The 16,781-nt window shown below is 49.1% G+C and carries 16 protein-coding genes; 10 read left to right on the top strand and 6 right to left on the bottom strand.

Annotation, left to right across the window (positions count from 1 at the left end):
• The first annotated feature begins 72 nt into the window (after positions 1-72).
• From glnL to AWU56_RS09755, 5 genes are all read left to right on the top strand, one after another.
• Positions 73-1,137 carry a nitrogen regulation protein NR(II) gene (glnL, locus tag AWU56_RS09775; RefSeq protein ID WP_286682402.1) on the top strand — a complete coding sequence of 355 codons (1,065 nt, stop codon included), beginning with the start codon at positions 73-75 and terminating at the stop codon, positions 1,135-1,137.
• Entirely contained in the window at positions 1,134-2,528 is a 1,395-nt protein-coding gene (gene ntrC, locus AWU56_RS09770; RefSeq protein WP_286682401.1) for a nitrogen regulation protein NR(I), read from the top strand. The genes glnL and ntrC overlap by 4 nt, the downstream gene beginning before the upstream one ends.
• 78 nt (positions 2,529-2,606) lie before the next feature.
• Positions 2,607-3,284 carry a response regulator transcription factor gene (locus AWU56_RS09765; RefSeq protein WP_006954564.1) on the top strand — a complete coding sequence of 226 codons (678 nt, stop codon included), beginning with the start codon at positions 2,607-2,609 and terminating at the stop codon, positions 3,282-3,284.
• Positions 3,284-4,639 (top strand): sensor histidine kinase, encoded by a 1,356-nt coding sequence (locus AWU56_RS09760; protein ID WP_286682400.1) that lies wholly within the window; start codon positions 3,284-3,286, stop codon positions 4,637-4,639. The genes AWU56_RS09765 and AWU56_RS09760 overlap by 1 nt, the downstream gene beginning before the upstream one ends.
• A gap of 31 nt (positions 4,640-4,670) precedes the next feature.
• Positions 4,671-5,657, top strand: a complete 987-nt coding sequence (locus tag AWU56_RS09755) for an alpha/beta fold hydrolase (protein ID WP_286682399.1) — start codon at positions 4,671-4,673, stop codon at positions 5,655-5,657.
• Here AWU56_RS09755 and fieF read toward each other — a convergent pair.
• Positions 5,635-6,561 carry a cation efflux pump FieF gene (gene fieF / locus AWU56_RS09750; protein ID WP_286682398.1) on the bottom strand — a complete coding sequence of 309 codons (927 nt, stop codon included), beginning with the start codon at positions 6,559-6,561 and terminating at the stop codon, positions 5,635-5,637. The two genes, AWU56_RS09755 and fieF, sit on opposite strands and share 23 nt — an antisense overlap.
• A 66-nt stretch (positions 6,562-6,627) precedes the next feature.
• Between fieF and trmL the strand changes: the two genes are divergently transcribed.
• The gene (gene trmL, locus AWU56_RS09745) at positions 6,628-7,092 is read left to right on the top strand and encodes a tRNA (uridine(34)/cytosine(34)/5-carboxymethylaminomethyluridine(34)-2'-O)-methyltransferase TrmL (protein WP_006954560.1); all 465 of its coding nucleotides are present in this window, start codon (positions 6,628-6,630) and stop codon (positions 7,090-7,092) included.
• Here the strand turns inward: trmL and AWU56_RS09740 are convergent.
• Entirely contained in the window at positions 7,076-8,455 is a 1,380-nt protein-coding gene (locus AWU56_RS09740) for a transporter substrate-binding domain-containing protein (protein ID WP_286682397.1), read from the bottom strand. The genes trmL and AWU56_RS09740 overlap by 17 nt on opposite strands.
• A 229-nt stretch (positions 8,456-8,684) precedes the next feature.
• Between AWU56_RS09740 and AWU56_RS09735 the strand changes: the two genes are divergently transcribed.
• A complete protein-coding gene (locus AWU56_RS09735; RefSeq protein ID WP_286682396.1) occupies positions 8,685-10,382 on the top strand; it encodes a cyanophycinase in 1,698 nt (565 codons plus the stop codon).
• An 83-nt stretch (positions 10,383-10,465) separates the two neighbouring features.
• Here the strand turns inward: AWU56_RS09735 and pyrE are convergent, their stop codons facing one another.
• Together pyrE and rph are read right to left on the bottom strand one after the other, a co-directional pair.
• The gene (pyrE, locus tag AWU56_RS09730) at positions 10,466-11,110 is read right to left on the bottom strand and encodes an orotate phosphoribosyltransferase (protein ID WP_272977443.1); all 645 of its coding nucleotides are present in this window, start codon (positions 11,108-11,110) and stop codon (positions 10,466-10,468) included.
• A 9-nt stretch (positions 11,111-11,119) separates the two neighbouring features.
• Positions 11,120-11,833, bottom strand: coding sequence for a ribonuclease PH (rph, locus tag AWU56_RS09725; protein ID WP_071462116.1), 714 nt, complete (start codon positions 11,831-11,833; stop codon positions 11,120-11,122).
• Positions 11,834-11,987: 154 nt separating this feature from the next.
• Here rph and smrA point away from each other — a divergent pair, with 154 nt between their 5' ends.
• Positions 11,988-12,575: a DNA endonuclease SmrA gene (gene smrA, locus AWU56_RS09720; protein WP_006954555.1), complete on the top strand. Its 588-nt coding sequence runs from the start codon at positions 11,988-11,990 to the stop codon at positions 12,573-12,575.
• 18 nt (positions 12,576-12,593) lie between these two features.
• Here smrA and AWU56_RS09715 read toward each other — a convergent pair whose 3' ends face one another.
• Together AWU56_RS09715 and AWU56_RS09710 are read right to left on the bottom strand one after the other, a co-directional pair.
• A complete protein-coding gene (locus AWU56_RS09715) occupies positions 12,594-13,673 on the bottom strand; it encodes a sigma-70 family RNA polymerase sigma factor (protein WP_286682395.1) in 1,080 nt (359 codons plus the stop codon).
• The gene (locus tag AWU56_RS09710; RefSeq protein ID WP_286682394.1) at positions 13,666-14,565 is read right to left on the bottom strand and encodes an alpha/beta fold hydrolase; all 900 of its coding nucleotides are present in this window, start codon (positions 14,563-14,565) and stop codon (positions 13,666-13,668) included. Before AWU56_RS09710 ends, AWU56_RS09715 begins: the two co-directional genes overlap by 8 nt.
• A 197-nt stretch (positions 14,566-14,762) precedes the next feature.
• Between AWU56_RS09710 and AWU56_RS09705 the strand changes: the two genes are divergently transcribed.
• Together AWU56_RS09705 and AWU56_RS09700 are read left to right on the top strand one after the other, a co-directional pair.
• Positions 14,763-15,626, top strand: a complete 864-nt coding sequence (locus tag AWU56_RS09705) for a YicC/YloC family endoribonuclease (protein ID WP_286682393.1) — start codon at positions 14,763-14,765, stop codon at positions 15,624-15,626.
• 189 nt (positions 15,627-15,815) lie between these two features.
• On the top strand, positions 15,816-16,706 hold the full coding sequence (locus AWU56_RS09700) for a tyrosine-type recombinase/integrase (protein WP_286682392.1): 891 nt from the start codon (positions 15,816-15,818) through the stop codon (positions 16,704-16,706).
• Positions 16,707-16,781 lie beyond the last annotated feature (75 nt).

The raw sequence follows: 16,781 nt of genomic DNA, 5'->3' as shown, positions 1-16,781 counted from the left end.
GGAGGCAAAGCCTCCCTTTTTAAGCCGTGTATATGCACCAAATTAGTGCAGGCTATTGTGGAGTGTATTTGAGTGAATCTGGCGTCCATATTGAATCAGCTACTGACCGGTGTGGTCATTGTCGACGATCAATGGATCGTGCGTTACGTCAACGCTGCAGCTGAATCGATTTTTGACCATAGCGCCAAGCGTCTTATTGGTGAGTCTTTTGCTGAGGCATACTACGAGAGCGACCTACCATTAAGTACACTGCAGAATTGTTTGTCCGAAGACCAAACCGTGGTGAACTCCGAAGCCAGCTTCTTTCTTCATTCGGGGCAAAGGGTGACTACTGAAGTCAGTATTCAGTCATTGCATGATAATGCAAAAAAGCACTGGCTTATCGAGCTCAAGCAGGTCGACTTACAACGCCAGATTTCACGTGAAACACAGCAACAACAGCAGCTATTTGCTACACAGTCATTGTTACGTGGGATGGCGCATGAAATTAAAAACCCATTAGGGGGCCTGCGGGGCGCTGCGCAATTGCTGGCACTCGAATTGCCAGATGAAGAATTAAAAGAGTATACCGACCTTATTGTGACGCAAGCCGATAGGTTACGTACTTTGATTGATCGCATGATGGGCCCGGTACAAGCCGAGCAAAAACGTGAAACCAACCTGCATGAGCTACTCGAACGCGTGGCCAAAACCGTGCGTTACGAATACGGCGAACGTCTTAGCATAAAACGTGACTATGATCCTTCATTGCCTGAACTGTGGGCAATGGCTGAATCCTGTGAACAAGTTTTCTTAAATATCGCGCAAAATGCGGCTCAAGCACTGAATGGTGAGGGACAAATTACTTTTAAATCGCGCATTGAACATCAACTGACGTTATTGGGGCGTCGTTATCGTCAATGTGCAGTGATCAGTATTATCGATGATGGTCCGGGTATCGATGATGCAATTAAGGCGAGTTTATTTTACCCAATGGTGAGCGGTCGAGCCGAAGGCACGGGTTTGGGGCTATCCATGGCGCATAGTTTAATTCATCAACACCAAGGCAAAATCGAGGTCGACTCCGAGCCGGGAAACACGGTGTTTAGGATATACCTCCCGTATCAACGACAAGTCACTGAGGAGGCGAATCTATGAGCCAAGCGCAACACCTATGGATTCTAGACGATGACCCCTCTATTCGATGGGTACTTCATAAAGCATTTGAACGCTCGGGTTATCAAGTGCAAGTCTTTGAGCGGGCCGATGAACTTACGCGAGCGCTTGATTCGAAAGTGCCCGATACCATCATTAGTGATATTCGTATGCCGGGCACCGATGGCTTAGCCTTGCTAAAGCAAATAAAACAACGAGACCCTGATTTACCCATCGTGATTATGACCGCTCATTCAGATCTGGATACCGCAGTGAGTGCTTTTAAAGGCGGTGCCTTCGAGTACTTGGCCAAGCCCTTTGATATCGAGGAAGCTCGCAACGTGGTTGCGAAAGCAATGGCGCATCGCAGTAAGCCTGAGGTGAGGGTCAGTGCGCAGCAAGCGAATAATGATATTATTGGCGAGTCAGCCCCCATGCAAGATGTATTTCGTGCCATTGGTCGGCTGTCGGCTTCGAGCGTAAGCGTATTGATTACGGGTGAGACGGGCACGGGTAAAGAGCGCGTTGCGCGTGCATTGCATAAACATAGTCCACGATCAGATAAACCGTTTATTGCATTGAATATGGCAGCCATTCCAGCCGACTTGGTTGAATCCGAGCTGTTCGGTCACGAGCGAGGCGCATTTACCGGGGCTGATAAAAAGCGCGATGGACGGTTTTTACAAGCCGATGGTGGGACGCTATTTTTAGATGAAATTGGCGATATGCCACTTTCGGTGCAAACGCGCTTATTGCGTGTGTTAGCCGAAGGCCAGTTTTATCCAGTCGGTGCGCATCAGCCGGTACAGGTTAACGTGCGGGTCATCGCCGCTACCCACCGAGATTTAAAAGAGGCTGTTGCAAACAACGAATTCCGTGAGGACTTATATCATCGACTCAATGTCATTCAACTGCGGTTGCCGGCATTACGTGAACGCAAGCAGGATATACCTCTACTGGCTCGGCATTTCTTAAAGCAGTCTGCCATTGGGCTCGAAGTGAGCGAGAAACAGTTATCAGACGCAGCGTTGGCGCAACTTGAAGCATACGGGTGGCCGGGTAATGTAAGGCAGCTCGAAAATGTGTGTCGTTGGCTTACGGTGATGGCGCCCGCACAACAAGTCAGCCCCGATGAACTGCCCCATGAGCTTCTAGAACAGAGCGAACAGCTGGAAAACGGTCAATCGACAGGGAATTGGCGCGAGCTACTGGCACACGAGTTGCGCGCACAAACCCATAACTATGATAATATGACACCTATTATACAGGATGTTGAGCGCATCGCCTTGCGCATTGCACTGGAGAAGTGCGACGGACACAAGCAAAAAGCCGCACATTGGCTTGGCTGGGGGCGCAATACGCTAACGCGCAAGCTCAAGTTATTGAGCAAGTAAATCTTTGTAAAGAGAGTCGCGTTACGCTGTGCTATTTTAGAAGATGGTCTTTACACTTTAAACGGGACTCAATTGACCATGACACATTCTGTTCTACTCATTGATGACGACCATGAAATGTCAGCGATGCTGACCGAGCTCTTTAAACGAGAGGCGGTCGAGCTGACCGTAGTTGATGATGGCGTTAAAGGGCTGGATGCCGCTTTAAACGGGGACTTCGAGCTGATCTTGTTAGACGTCATGCTGCCCGGTATTGATGGTATGCAGTTATTACAACGCTTACGTCAGCAACATCGTGATACCGCAGTACTGATGTTAACCGCACGCGGAGATGATGATGACCGTGTAATGGGGCTCGAGCTCGGTGCAGACGACTATTTACCCAAACCATTTAATCCGCGTGAGTTAATAGCACGCGTACGAGCGCTACTACGCCGAACGGCTAATACCATGATGCAAAACGAGGTATTAACGGTGAGTGGCTTTACACTCGATCCGAGTAAGGCAGAAGTCACCTGCGACCGCCAGCCGTTGGTCATGACACCGACAGAGTTTGATATTCTGCGTTGTTTGATGCAGCAAGCGGGTCAAATGGTGAGTAAAGACCAACTCTCGGTGGCTGCGCTGGGCCGTAAGATGGGGCCTTTTGACCGTAGTCTCGACGTACATATCAGCAACATTCGTAAAAAGCTACCGGCTAATCCTGAGCGCATTCAAACCGTTCGTGGTCGGGGATATCGTCTCGTCAACGAATAATGAAGCCGCACCGTAAACGCCCGATCCGCTGGTACCAATCGCTTACGCTGCGGTTGCTCCTGCTGTTTTGGGCGTTACTGTTTTTAACCGCCAGCAGCGGTTACTTGCTTGCGGTCTGGAATAAAGTCACACCCGAAGTTAAACCTATCGCGGAACCCATTCGGCGTACCTTAGCGCCGTTGCTCGAAAATGAGCTGACCTATCTTTCTTTGCAGCCTGGACGTTTATTGACAGGTGATTATCGCGTTGCAGCCCGAGTACTCGCGCAAGGTCAGCAAAAGTTGATGATGGATGAGTTCTTATCGCAACGTTATCGGCAAACCATGTTGCGCTTTTTAAACTACGATGAGCCGATGCAAATGCCACTCGAAGATCGTTTGTTGATAGGTCCTTTCGAGTTTAAAGGCAATAAGCTTCTAATCACTCGTCCACTAAAAGCGTCGGAGTGGACTGATCGTGAAGAAGCAGAGCAAGAGTTGATGCGGGCGCGCAGTTGGACGTTGGTGGGCGGTAGTTTAGCGATTGCGATTTTGTTGGGTATCTGGCTGATTCGACCGATAAAACGCATGATCCGAGCTACCCGTGAGGTTGCTCAAGGTAGTGCTGAGCCTGAGTTAGGCCAGTTGCCTCGACGTAAAGATGAAGTCGGCGAGCTGGCACGCGCCCTAGCGCAGACAGCGCGCGATCTTGCTATTTCTCGTGATGCGCAACGGCGCTTATTAAGTGATGTGTCACACGAACTGCGTTCGCCGATGGCACGGATGCAAGTCGCCCTCGATCTCAGCGAAGATGAGCATCAAGATGATGCACATTGGCAACAGTTGCGTCGCGATAGTGAGCGCTTGAATCAAATCATTGAACGTATCTTATCGCTCTCGAAACTTGAGAACGGCTTAATCAGCTTAAATACGCATACTGTTGATCTGCGCAAGTTGGTGCAACGGCTTGTCGACGACACCTTGTACAGTCATCCTGAGTATAAAGATCGGCTCGTTATTCGCGAGGGCGATTGGCGCGAACTCGAGAGCGATGATGAGCTGATCCGGTTAGTGTTAGAAAATATTATGCGGAATGCCCTGCACTACACCGACAAAGCGGTCGAGTTTGGCTGCGAAAAGCATGGTAAGTGGTTGCAGCTTTATGTGCGTGACCATGGGCCTGGCGTTGATGAAGAAACAATTGAGAAGCTATTTGAGCCGTTTTACCGCGGCGACCCGTCGCGTAAGCATCAGGCGGGTGTCGGTTTAGGCTTAGCGTTAAGTCAGCGCTCAGCGTTGGTTCTAGGCGGTCAACTGCGTGCACGCAATCATCCACAAGGAGGACTAGAAGTTATCTTGGATTTACCGTTAGACTAGGGCTTAATCATAGCGACGGGAATCAAAGCGGATGATCCGACCGGCGGATAATGAGCCCAAGTGGCTCGAATTTTATCACCAACATATCGCTCCTTTCTGGGCGGATTCAGTTGAGCACATTTATTTAGACGCAACGGATGGCCTGCGCCTTTTTTATGCCTATCATAAAGTCAGCGATACAGCGCCACTACTGGTGATTTCAACGGGTCGTATTGAGGCGGCGATTAAATACCAAGAAGTGATTTGGGAACTGGCACAACAAGGTATTTCCTGTGCTGTCATCGATCATCGCGGGCAAGGTTTATCAGGGCGCATGACGAAGAATAGCCATCAGGGCCATGTCGCAGACTTCCGTGATTTTATTGATGACTTTAGCGTATTCATGAATGATATCGACGAGCGCTTTCCTAGAGCGTCTCGCTATGCACTTGGGCACTCGATGGGCGGAGCGATTTTATCCTGGGCGTGTTGCGAGCAGGATTTTAAATTTAAGCATTTGTTTTTGACGGCACCGATGTTCGGCATCAGAACAGCCGGTATTCCAGCAGCGATTGCGCGTGCGATTGCTGGCGCAGGTCGCTGGTTAAACGAGACTAGTGCACCGGATAACCCGTGGTATTTCTTAGGTATGAAGGACTATATTGCGATTCCTTTTGCTGAGAATGTGTTGACCCACAGTGAGCAACGTTACCAAGTATTTCGCGAAGCCTATGAAAGCGAGCCCCGGGTTAAACTCGGCGGACCGACGTTTGCTTGGTTACATGAAGCACTGACGACTTGTAAACAATTGCAGGGCATGGGGAGCCAACTCAAAGTAACGGCGACATTGTTCAATGCGGGCGCCGATGTGGTGGTGAGTAAAAAAGCGCAACAGCGTTTTGCTAACAGTGCGGGCGCCAACGTTGAGTTTTGCTCGATCAAAGGAGCGAAACACGAATTAATGATGGAGAGCGACGATTATCGACAGCCCATCATGGATTCGATCTATGCCAGACTCAAGTCGAGCGACGCTCAGTAATTGAACCCTCAACATAGGCAATAATTTCGGGATCCATGTGAACAATAATGTCGGCACTCGGGAACGCCTTCATCAGTGCACTTTCGACCTCATCAGAAATCGCATGGGCTTTGAGAAGAGATAAGTGATTATCGAGTTCAATGTGGAGTTGAATAAAACGTGTTGAACCCGCCTCACGAGTACGCAGGCCGTGGATCCCTAAAACACCGTCAATGGCTAGCGCTGTATCCACCACTTTCTTTTGTAAGTTTTCGGGCAGTTCGCGATCCATCAACGAGTTAAATGCCTCAGTGCCGATGCGAATCGCCCCCCAGATTAGATACAACGCAATTAAAATGGCAAACACGCCATCCGCCCAGTGCATGCCAAATTGGCTCAGTACCAGCGCAACTAAAACCGCCGCGTTGAGTAAGATATCAGACTGATAATGCAAATGATCGGCTTTAACTGCTTGCGAGTCGGTGACGCGGATGGCTATCCGTTGAATCACCAGTAATACCATGGTGATGACGATGGCTGCCACGCTGACCCAAATACCCGTTTCTACATTGGGTAGTTTTGAATCGTCCATCCATTGTTGCGCACTGTGAAAAATAAGTAGCATGCCTGAGCCAGCGACAAAAGCACTCTGCGCTAACGCGGCAAGGGATTCGGCTTTACCGTGGCCGAATCGGTGCTCATCATCTGCGGGTTGCAAAGAGTAACGGATCGCGAAAAAACTAAAAATCGAGGCACCACTATCGAGCAACGAATCAGTTAACGAGGCGAGCATACTCGCCGACTCAGTATCAAACCAAGCGTAGAGTTTCATGGCTATCAGCAAAGCGGCCGTGGTGACCGATGAAGCACTGGCGAGCTTTACCCAAAAAGCGTATTGATGCTTATAACTCGTTGGAGAATTCAATTCGATACACACCTCGTATTAAGATAATGGTATTCTAGCGTTTTTTAAGTAGCTGATAAAATCACTATGTTGCATTTGGTCTTATTTGAACCGGAAATACCGCCGAACACGGGTAATGTTATTCGCTTGGCAGCGAATACGGGCATGCAATTGCATCTTATCGAACCATTGGGTTTCGACTTAGATGAGAAGAAAGTGCGCCGTGCTGGCTTGGACTACCACGCCCTTACCCAAGTGAAAATCCATAAAAATTGGTCGGACTTTCTAGAAAACGTGGATTATAACCGCATTTTTGCGTGCACGACGAAAGGCTCAACACGTTACACCGAGGTCGCGTACGAGGAAAATGATGTACTGTTGTTTGGTCCCGAAACGCGGGGGTTGCCGATGGACGTGTTACAGACATTTCCGCAAGAAAATTGGTTACGTCTACCAATGGTGCCAGATAGCCGGAGCTTAAACTTATCAAATTCAGTCGCGATTTTTACGTATGAAGCCTGGCGTCAGTTGGGTTTTAAGGGCGCGGTATAGCGTTTTTAATTGCTTTATCAAACAGACTGCGCAGTAGCTGACCTTGTGCGTTGTCTTTGAATGCTAAATAGAGTGGCACTTCGTCACTCAACGCGTAACGTTCATACGGCGTCTCCATCCAGTCTGGTAAGTTGGCCGCGTAATCGACAACACCTGCAACGCGGCCCATATCCAATAGTGCAAAGCAGTCTAATGATGTATTCGCGGTGTAAATATTGGCATTTGAGGGTAGCAACGAGTGTTGATAGTCGCCACCCGCAACGCACAAACTTACATTCTTGTGGTCAAGCGTATCGTCTATCGCTGCTTGAGTTTTGCTAAATAAATATACAGGCGCACTACGAGCAAAGGCATGCTCTGTTTTGATAAAGCGTTGATCAATCTGTTCTTCTCGGATTCCAACGAGAACTTGTGCTTTCCCGGAGTCAACGAGTTGCTTAGCGCGCGGCCAGTTCGATGTTTCGGTTTCAACCTGTTCAGCCCAATCGGCAGTTAGTTCAATGAACCGTTGCCACAAGCTTCCTTCACCGTCCATCTCGGTTTGCCGGGGCATTAACGCACTAGCACCAATTAATGGATTTGGAATACGAACGGGCGTGATGGGACGCGCGATTTTTGATTGATACGTTTCTCGCAATGCCGTGATCCTACCGGTCGCTTGCATTAGTTTTAGAGTGCTTAATAAGTCAGGAATGAGATCTGCGTGCTTCTTATGTAGATAGTGATAGCCTTGATAGCGCTTAATTTCGTAAACAATCAAATCATCGCGGTCATGTAGCGCGGAACCACGATACTGAAAATCAGCCATCAGCGCTGCTTCAACGCGGCCCGCATCCATTAGCTTGATTACCTGCTCTAATTTGATGGGCTTTGCAATCGGAATATCCAGTTGGTAAGAATCAACCACTTCATCACCGGCGCGTAAACCACTTAAGTAAGCCAAATTACTTAACTTATCGGGCGTACAGACACCACACTGTGAAGGGTCGGCGATAAGAAGCAAGGAAAACTCATAGATCGGGAAATCGACACGAATGAGATTGGTGAGTTGCTCAGATAGTCCAGGAATGCGCCCTAACTCACCAGCAATGATCCCCTCGGAAGCCAGCTGTTCGCCGCGTAGGCGCGGCAAAGACTCATAGCGTAGTTTAATATTAAGTTCAGCATAGGCTTCTTCTAATATCGACTGAACGAGCTCCGGCAATGGACCGTCTTGCGGCGCTCGAAAGACGAGCGTTTGGGTTGTTTGCTCATCGTCTAATTTTAAGTCAGTCGATAGGTTGCTTGATGATTGCTGCGCATAAGGCTGCCCACTTACAAAAAAAAGCGTAGAAAAAACGATAGCGCGAAACAAGTTAATCACCAGAACACAGAACCTTGGTCAATTTGACCTCAGAAGTATATCAATTGCAGGGTATTATGCACAGCATTTACAAAAATCCAACACCCGCAGGGTGATTGAATTTATTCTTCTTATTGAGGTCAGAGCAGATGGGGTCGATGTTGATAAAACTGAGAGCGATTTTTATCCATTGACCCGTTATACTAGGATTCATTAACCCGCAACTTTGCAGTAATCAGAAGGGTGTCTCATGAATAAAGGATGGATCGCATCAAGCCTCAGCATCGTGCTTGCAGGACTGATGACCAGTGCGGTATCCGCACAAGAACAGCCAACCATCAAAGATGATGGTTACCGCCACTTAATGTTGGCAGGGGGCGGTTTAACGCTCTGCACGAGCATGGCGTCCGATAGCTGTAACGAAACCGACTGGATTGATAGCAAGACAATGCGTACTAATCGGTATATCGACTTGTCGGAGAAGTCAATCAAGACGGCTGTTTCAGATGAATACTGGACCGGCTTTCGTGAAGAGGCTCGAAAGAAGGTCGACGAAGCGTTAAAGCTCATTTATGACCGTATGAACGAGGAAATCATCACAGAACGCGTGTTCATGCGTGAATTTACTCGTCGTGCCACATTAAAAACGTACAATTCATTATCTGAAGCTGAGTGGAACAAGCTGGTCGACTTACTCGAAATGCCAGTCCCTGCTGAGCTCGATGAAAAGATTAATTTAAATGAGTCGCAGAACAAGCCTGCGATCGATATCTATCGCCAGTTCGTTGAGATGGCGAAGACCACACGCTTTGATGACAGTAAAAAGCCGACCATTTTCTTCACTACCTCTTCATCGCGCGACCCTTACAACGAAGTCGATTACTACATGGACTTGTTCAGTCAGTTGGGAGCTGAGCCGCATTGGTTCCCGGTTGATGCGGCTTTAATTAAAGCGCAACAAGAGGGCCGTTGTGACGAATTGGCTGACGTGCAAGAGGAAGTGCTCGGTGCATATGCGCGAGACCGTGTGTATCGCGACCGCTATCAGCAGCAAGTTGAGTTTTGTAAAGCGCCCAAAGAAGCCTTAAAGATGGTGCGCCAAGCCAATGCGATCTTTATCAATGATGGTGATGCCAACCTTACTCGCTCGACCTTTATCAACGAAGATAATCAGCCATCTGACTTGTTACGCGACATCGTTAGCTTCGTGCAATCAAAGCGTTTAGTGGTAGGTGGTAACGGCGCGGGTGCTGTTGCGCTGACATCTAAACCGATGATTTCTAACGGCACCACCGAATCAGCGATAAAAGACGGCGCCTTTGCTTCTGAGCCACCGCCGTTTGGTTGTGATTTGGATGCAACCTGTCCCACCAATACCAACCCAGACACGCTGACGTTTCATCCATTGGGCGGTTTAGGGCTGTTTCACTTTGGTATTTTGGATAGCGACTTCTCTGATAAAGGTCGTTATGGTCGCTTGATCCGTCTCGCGGGCGATAGTGGTACACCGCTTTCGCTAGGGATTGATGAGAATACCGCCATGAAAGTGAACCTTGAGAAAGGCCTATTTGATATTGTCGGCGAGCGAGGCGTGTTCTTTGTAGAAAACGCACAATCGGTGCCTACGGCGGTCGCAAGTACCTTCCATTATTTAGTTGCTGGCGCGTCCGGTATGATGAATCCGTATGGCTTACAAACCGCGGAATTCTCGGACCAGTCAGGTATTGTAAAAGAGAACCCAACCACCAATTTCTTAACCGACCGCGGTTTAGTTGATTCGATTCGCGTGTTGTGTGGTGAAGAACGCAACGAAGTAACGCTTCTGAATAAAGACTATCGCTTGATCGCGCGTATCAACGACGCAAGCCGTACCGCTGAAGCCGGTGGTGAATGCCAAGTGATTAACGGTAAAATCGGTATTGCTTATCAGCCCGAAGAAAAACTGTAAGTAGCACCTAGTTACTAAAAAGCTCGCCCCGTTGACACGGAAGCGAGCTTTTTTTATACGCTGCCTTTTAGTGGCGTAGCGCGTTACGCTACACCGTATTGAGCGCGATACGCTTCAACTGCAGGTAAGTGCGCTTTAAACTGCTCGTCGTCCTTAAGATATTCAATCACATCGTTCAGTGAGACAATCGCAATCACTTGCGCATTAAAGTCTCGTTCAACTTCCTGAATCGCGGATAGCTCGCCTTTGCCTTTTTCTTGACGATCTAAGGCAATCAACACACCCGCGAGCTGTGCACCGTTTTGCTCAACAATATCCATGGATTCACGAATTGCCGTGCCCGCGGTGATCACATCATCGACCAACATCACGCGCCCCTCAAGAGCTGAACCGACTAAGTTGCCCCCTTCGCCGTGGTCCTTTTTCTCTTTACGATTAAAGCAGTAAGGGGTATCGGTCTGAAAATGATCAAACAAGGCTACGGCCGTCGCGCTGGCGATAGGAATACCCTTGTAGGCTGGACCGAACAACACATCAAAGTCGATGCCTGAGTCTTTTAACGCCGCTGCGTAAAAGCGCCCTAACTTCGCTAAGTCAGAACCCTTATTAAACAAGCCGGCATTAAAAAAGTAAGGACTGGTGCGACCGGATTTCAGCGTAAACTCACCAAATTTTAGTACACCGCGCTCAATCGCAAACTCGATAAACTCTTTTTGATAGGTTTTCATGCTGATCCCTTATGCCAATGCTGCTTTTTGGATATCGATCAATTCTTTAATGCTGACACGCGCAATGTCGACTAGGCTTTGCATCTCGTCGTAACTAAACGCCTCACCCTCAGCGGTGCCTTGGATCTCAATGAACTTACCCGCTTCCGTCATCACAACGTTCATGTCAGTCTCGGCTTGAGAATCTTCAATATACTCTAAGTCGCTCACTGCATCGCCATCAACAATACCGACAGAAATCGCCGCAACCATTTCTTTTAACGGATTGACCTTAACCATTTTGTTAGCGCGCATGTAGTTCAGCGCATCAACCAACGCCACGCAAGCACCGGTAATTGAGGCGGTACGCGTACCACCGTCGGCCTGCAATACGTCGCAGTCGAGCGTAATGGTGTTCTCGCCGAGCGCCTTAAGGTCGATGCAAGCACGCAAAGAACGCGCGATTAACCGCTGGATTTCCATCGTGCGGCCACCTTGCTTGCCACGCGCCGCTTCGCGCTGCGAGCGAGTGTGGGTAGAGCGTGGGAGCATGCTGTATTCAGCGGTCACCCAACCTTGTCCCTGACCTTTTAAAAAGCGTGGCACACCGGCTTCAACCGTGGCATTACACAACACCTTAGTATCGCCGAATTCAATCAGAACTGAACCCTCGGCATGTTTGGTGAAGTTACGCGTGATGGTGACCGGGCGAATTTGTTGGGCAGTACGACCACTTGGACGCATGGCATCTCCTTTATTTGATAGTAAACGGGGATAAGTAAAACGAATTAGCCGTTAGTGTAGCAAATTTGACCGTTGAATGGATCGCGAATCGTTCTGTAACGTATTAAACTAACGCAAGCTGAAAATACGTGGTAATCACTGAACGGGAGGCCGTATGTCGCGTTCAAAAGACGAAGAATTTGAATTGTTCCGCCAAGAAATGAACGACGTAACACCCTTGGTGGGTGAGGAAGTTGCAGACATTCGCACTGCTTTTGAGCCGACATTGGCACAAAAGGAGCGGCGCCGTGCGGCTGAAGCCGAAGAACAAGAAAACGTTAACTTTTTATCGACCGAGTATGTTGAGTTGGTGGAGCCAGAGGAATGCATTGAATTTCGGCGCGATGGCGTGCAAGAAGGCGTGTACAAACGGCTTAAACAAGGCCGTTACACCATGGAAGCGAGTCTCAATTTGCACCAGCATACGCTGCGCGAGGCGCGCACCGCAGTATTTAACTTTATTCAGGACTGCCATAACGCCGGTATACGCACGGCACTGATTATTCACGGACAAGGTAAACACAGTAAACCGCATCCCGCGCTGATAAAAAGCTATGTGAATAAGTGGCTGCGTGAAATGCCGCCCGTACTCGCGTTTCATAGCGCACAGCGCCACCATGGTGGACGCGGCGCGGTGTATATCATGATGAAGAAGAACGCGGAACAAAAACAAAAGAACCGCGAAAAACACGCGAAAAAATAACCGTAAAACGAGTGGTCGTTAGAGACGACCACTCAGTATTAATCCGGCAAAGAAGCCCGTTAGGCCGCCACCAAGTCCAAGCGCTAACCCCAAATAGCAGCTCAGTGACCGACCACCGGAGCATACCAAACGCTGCACTCGGCGTTGATAGGTTAGAATACCCAGCAATAGCACTAGATAACTGAGTGTCGGCAGTAACCAGCCGGGATCGACCTCGTAACTTAGAATAAACAAGCTACCGACAACGATCATGAATACTGCAGCCTGATTACGCATTCGCACCAACTGTTGGCGAATAGCGTCGGTAGCTGCCATCTTCTGCGCGCGATGAGAGCCGATAAACAAACCCGCCAAACCACCGAGAATAGTGACCGCCATGGCACCTAATAACGCTAACCACTTCACGCTTGTGGCAACACCAGAGGTCAACGAAAAGCCCGCCGCAGCGGCAGGTGCACTGCCCACCATCGCGCCTGTCGTCAGTAACGTCGAAATACTGATGGACGGTGCCGAAAGCAACGCCGCTTTACCCACACGGCTTAGTAATTGTTGAGCTAACTGCTTGCGAGCGCGAGACAAACGCTGGCGCACCGCCTCGGGGGTGATCCCCAGCAAGTCGGCTACATGCTCAGCCGACTGCTGTTCGCGGTAATACAGCAGTACGACATCGCGGCTTTGCTCTGGCAACTTATCCAACGCATGATAAATAATCGCCTGCTGCTGTTGCTCACTGAGCGACGCCTCGGGTGATTCATCGCTCAGTACCGCACCCAGCTCCTCATCGAGATTATCCCTATAGTCGGTGCGACGCACATGCTCTTTACTTAACCACTGATAAGCACAATGCCGCGTGATTTGTCGTAGCCAGGGCAAAAAGCTACGCGTCTTGCGCAGCGTATTCATTTTTTGCCAGACAATGAGATAAGCCTCTTGCGCCACCTCTTCTGAGGCCCGGATATCTTTAACAATGGCCAAGGCAATACTCGCCACTAAGCTTTGTGTATGTGTGACTACCTCGGCGAACGCCTGCGAATTCCCTTGGCGCGCTTGCTCTATCGAAGCGTTAAGCGCCGCATACTGTGCAGTTTGATTAGTCATGGCAGCGCTCCTCGATGAAGTGATTAACGGCCGATAAAAAGGCCTCGGGTTGATCCCACATAATAAAATGGCGTGACTCAGCAAACTCTAGCAAGTTGATGGCATTATCACCAGCGATCTGCTGTTGATAGGCATTAAGCGCCGTTTGCTTTTGCTCGGCAGTTGAGAAGCCACCGGTCGCCGCCATTTGTAACGTCGGTACGTTGAGGTCAGCGACCTCAGCGCGTAAATCTGTGGTCATCAGCTCATACATCGCGCGGCCCACCGTGGCAGGATCCGACGTTTTTGCCATCGCGACCACGCGCGCTTGATTCTCCTCAGATGAGGTTTGGCGTGATGCCCCCATTTGCACTTGCATCGCCATTTGTTCGGGGGTGAGTTGTTGATACACCGCCAGCATTTGCTGTGCTTGCGGCTCAACCGCTTGAGCGGTTAACGCCGTGTTACCACTGACCAGCGCCGAGAAAAACGGCACACCATCAACCGCGATAAGACATTCCAACGCCTGAGGTTGCTGGCTTGCCAGTTGATAGCCTAAAAACGCGCCCAAACTATGCCCAATGACCACCGCATCGCCAGCGGTGTTCTCCTGCAAATAACGTTCTAGCGCAGCACCTGCGTTTTCAGTAAATGCCTCGCGTAATTGAGGGTTGCCTGGATGCGCGCCAAAGCCAGCAAATGCCAGCGTGTGCACCTCATAATGCTGCGCCAACGCCGCTTCAGTTTGCTGCCAAACACGCTCATCGGACATTAAACCCGGGATAAGCACCACCGGCTGACCCTGACCCGAAACCTGCGCATGTAGCACGGTGTTTTGTGAATGCGAGGGTAGGCTGAAAAGGCCAAACGACACGCCTAATAACAAGATAAAAAATTGGTTTTTCAAAGACATAATACGTTCCTATTGAGTCACTTTTAATAAAGGTTGCTCAATAAGGTCAGACTCGCACAGAAAAGTGTGACATCTTTTTTGTACTATTACTTCATATTGCCTCTTTGCGCAGGTAATATTTGGCTTATACGCTTAACGCACACATTGTTTTCGGCAGGTTGAAGGAAAGACCTCCCGACAAAAAAGTAGGATACGCCATGATTCAAAGTATGACCGGTTACGCTCGTTACGAGCACAAAGCAGAATGGGGTAGCGCCGTGTGGGAAATCCGCTCGGTTAACCAACGCTATTTAGAAACCTACTTTCGACTGCCCGAGAGCGTGCGCGCCCTCGAGAACAACCTGCGAGAGCTATTCCGCAAGCAATTACAGCGCGGCAAAGTCGAATGTCGCTTGCACCTGCACATGGATGAGAGCAAGCAAAGCGAGTTAGTGATTAACGAAGCACTTGCCGAGAGTGTGATTAATCAAGCCAAATGGGTCAACCGCCAAGTTCACAACGCACAAATTAACGCACTCGACGTGTTGAAATGGCCTGGCGTAGTCAGCAGTGACGACCAAGATATCGACGAGCTCCAAAAAGAACTGTTCGACGCCGTAAAACCCGCGCTTAACGAATTTATCGAAAACCGAGCCAGTGAAGGCGAAGCCATTAACACCATGCTTCAGCAACGCTTAGACGGCATCATCGAACACGTCGCCTTTGTACGTGAACGCATGCCAGAAGTCGTTAAATGGCAACGTGAGCGCTTACTAACCCGCTTTGAAGAAGCCAAAGTCGAACTCGAACCACAACGCCTCGAAGCCGAAATGGTCATGCTGGCGCAAAAAGTCGACGTCGCCGAAGAACTCGACCGCCTCGACGCCCACGTCGCCGAAGCCCGCAAGATCCTGAGAAAGGGCGGCGCCTGCGGCCGACGCCTCGACTTTATGATGCAAGAGTTCAACCGCGAAGCGAACACCCTCGCCTCGAAATCCATCAACGCCGAAATCACCGCCGCCGCAGTCGAACTAAAGGTGTTGATCGAGCAGATGCGTGAGCAGATCCAAAACATCGAATGATATTCGCCTTATTTCATTTTCATTCAAAACGTCTTTATATATAAGGCCTTTGGCTGAGTAGCTTTTCGTTTTAGTTCGTTATTTTTCGGCCTAAATCAGTTTTAATTGGTGGGTAATGTGGTGGGTGTGCTAGTATCCTAATAACTTGGAGTGGTGGGTAACTAAAAATTTCCTTTAGGAATTAGCACAATGGGTAATTTCAAAGATACGAAGCTAAAGGCGCTAGCTAAGAAGAAGATTGGGCGTCACCACGATGGTGATGGCTTATATTTTGTTGTTCCGAAGTCGGTGAGAAAGAATGAAGATGGGAGTGGCAAAGTAGAGGCGCCAGGAAAGCCATACTGGATGCTTCGGTTCACTTACAATAAAAAGCGTCATGAAATGACGCTTGGTCGTTACCCTGACTTATCGGCCGCTGAGGCCAGACTGGAAGCTGCTCTTAAGAAGCGGCAGGTTAGAGAAGGCCAAAATCCGATCGCTCTAAAGAAGCGTGCTGAAGAAGAGGAAATTAAAACGGTAAATGACCTGTTCAAAGATTGGCACGAAGAAAATAAAAGCCGTTTGAAGCATTGGAAAATTCCCGAGAGGGTCTATAAAAAGGATATCTCACCTCATATTGGAGCACTAAACGTTGACCAAGTTACTGCCCGTGATATCCGCCGAGTAATTAAGACAATCAATGACTCTGGGCGTCCGACTATCTCGAACGATGCACTCTTGTACTGTAAGCAGCTATTCAACCACGGCATCAAGATCGATGTGATAGGAGCTAATCCAGCGAGTGCATTCCAGGTGACAGACGCAGGTGGAATCGAGAAGAGCCGAGATAGAGCATTGACACTAGAGGAAGTTAGGTTAGCTTTTAAGACTTTCCGCGAGAATCAGCATATCTTTACCCGCGACAATTACCTAGCGTGTGCTTTGTTGGTCTTGTTGGGAGTTCGTAAGTCTGAGTTATGTGAAGCTAGGTGGAATGAATTTGATCTCGATAAGGCGGTCTGGGAGCTGCCTAAACAGAGAAGTAAGTCGGGGGTAGGTCTAACCATTCCCTTACCAGTGTCAACAACGGGTGAAAACTGATCCACTTTTGTCCTAAAATCAACGGAGTAAAAGTGATCCACCCTTAGCTAATTTTATACTTCAGACGCCGGCTAC

The sequence above is a fragment of the Idiomarina sp. T82-3 genome (assembly GCF_001577655.1).
GTDB lineage: Bacteria > Pseudomonadota > Gammaproteobacteria > Enterobacterales > Alteromonadaceae > Idiomarina > Idiomarina baltica.
This window is presented reverse-complemented; position numbering and strand designations above follow the sequence as displayed.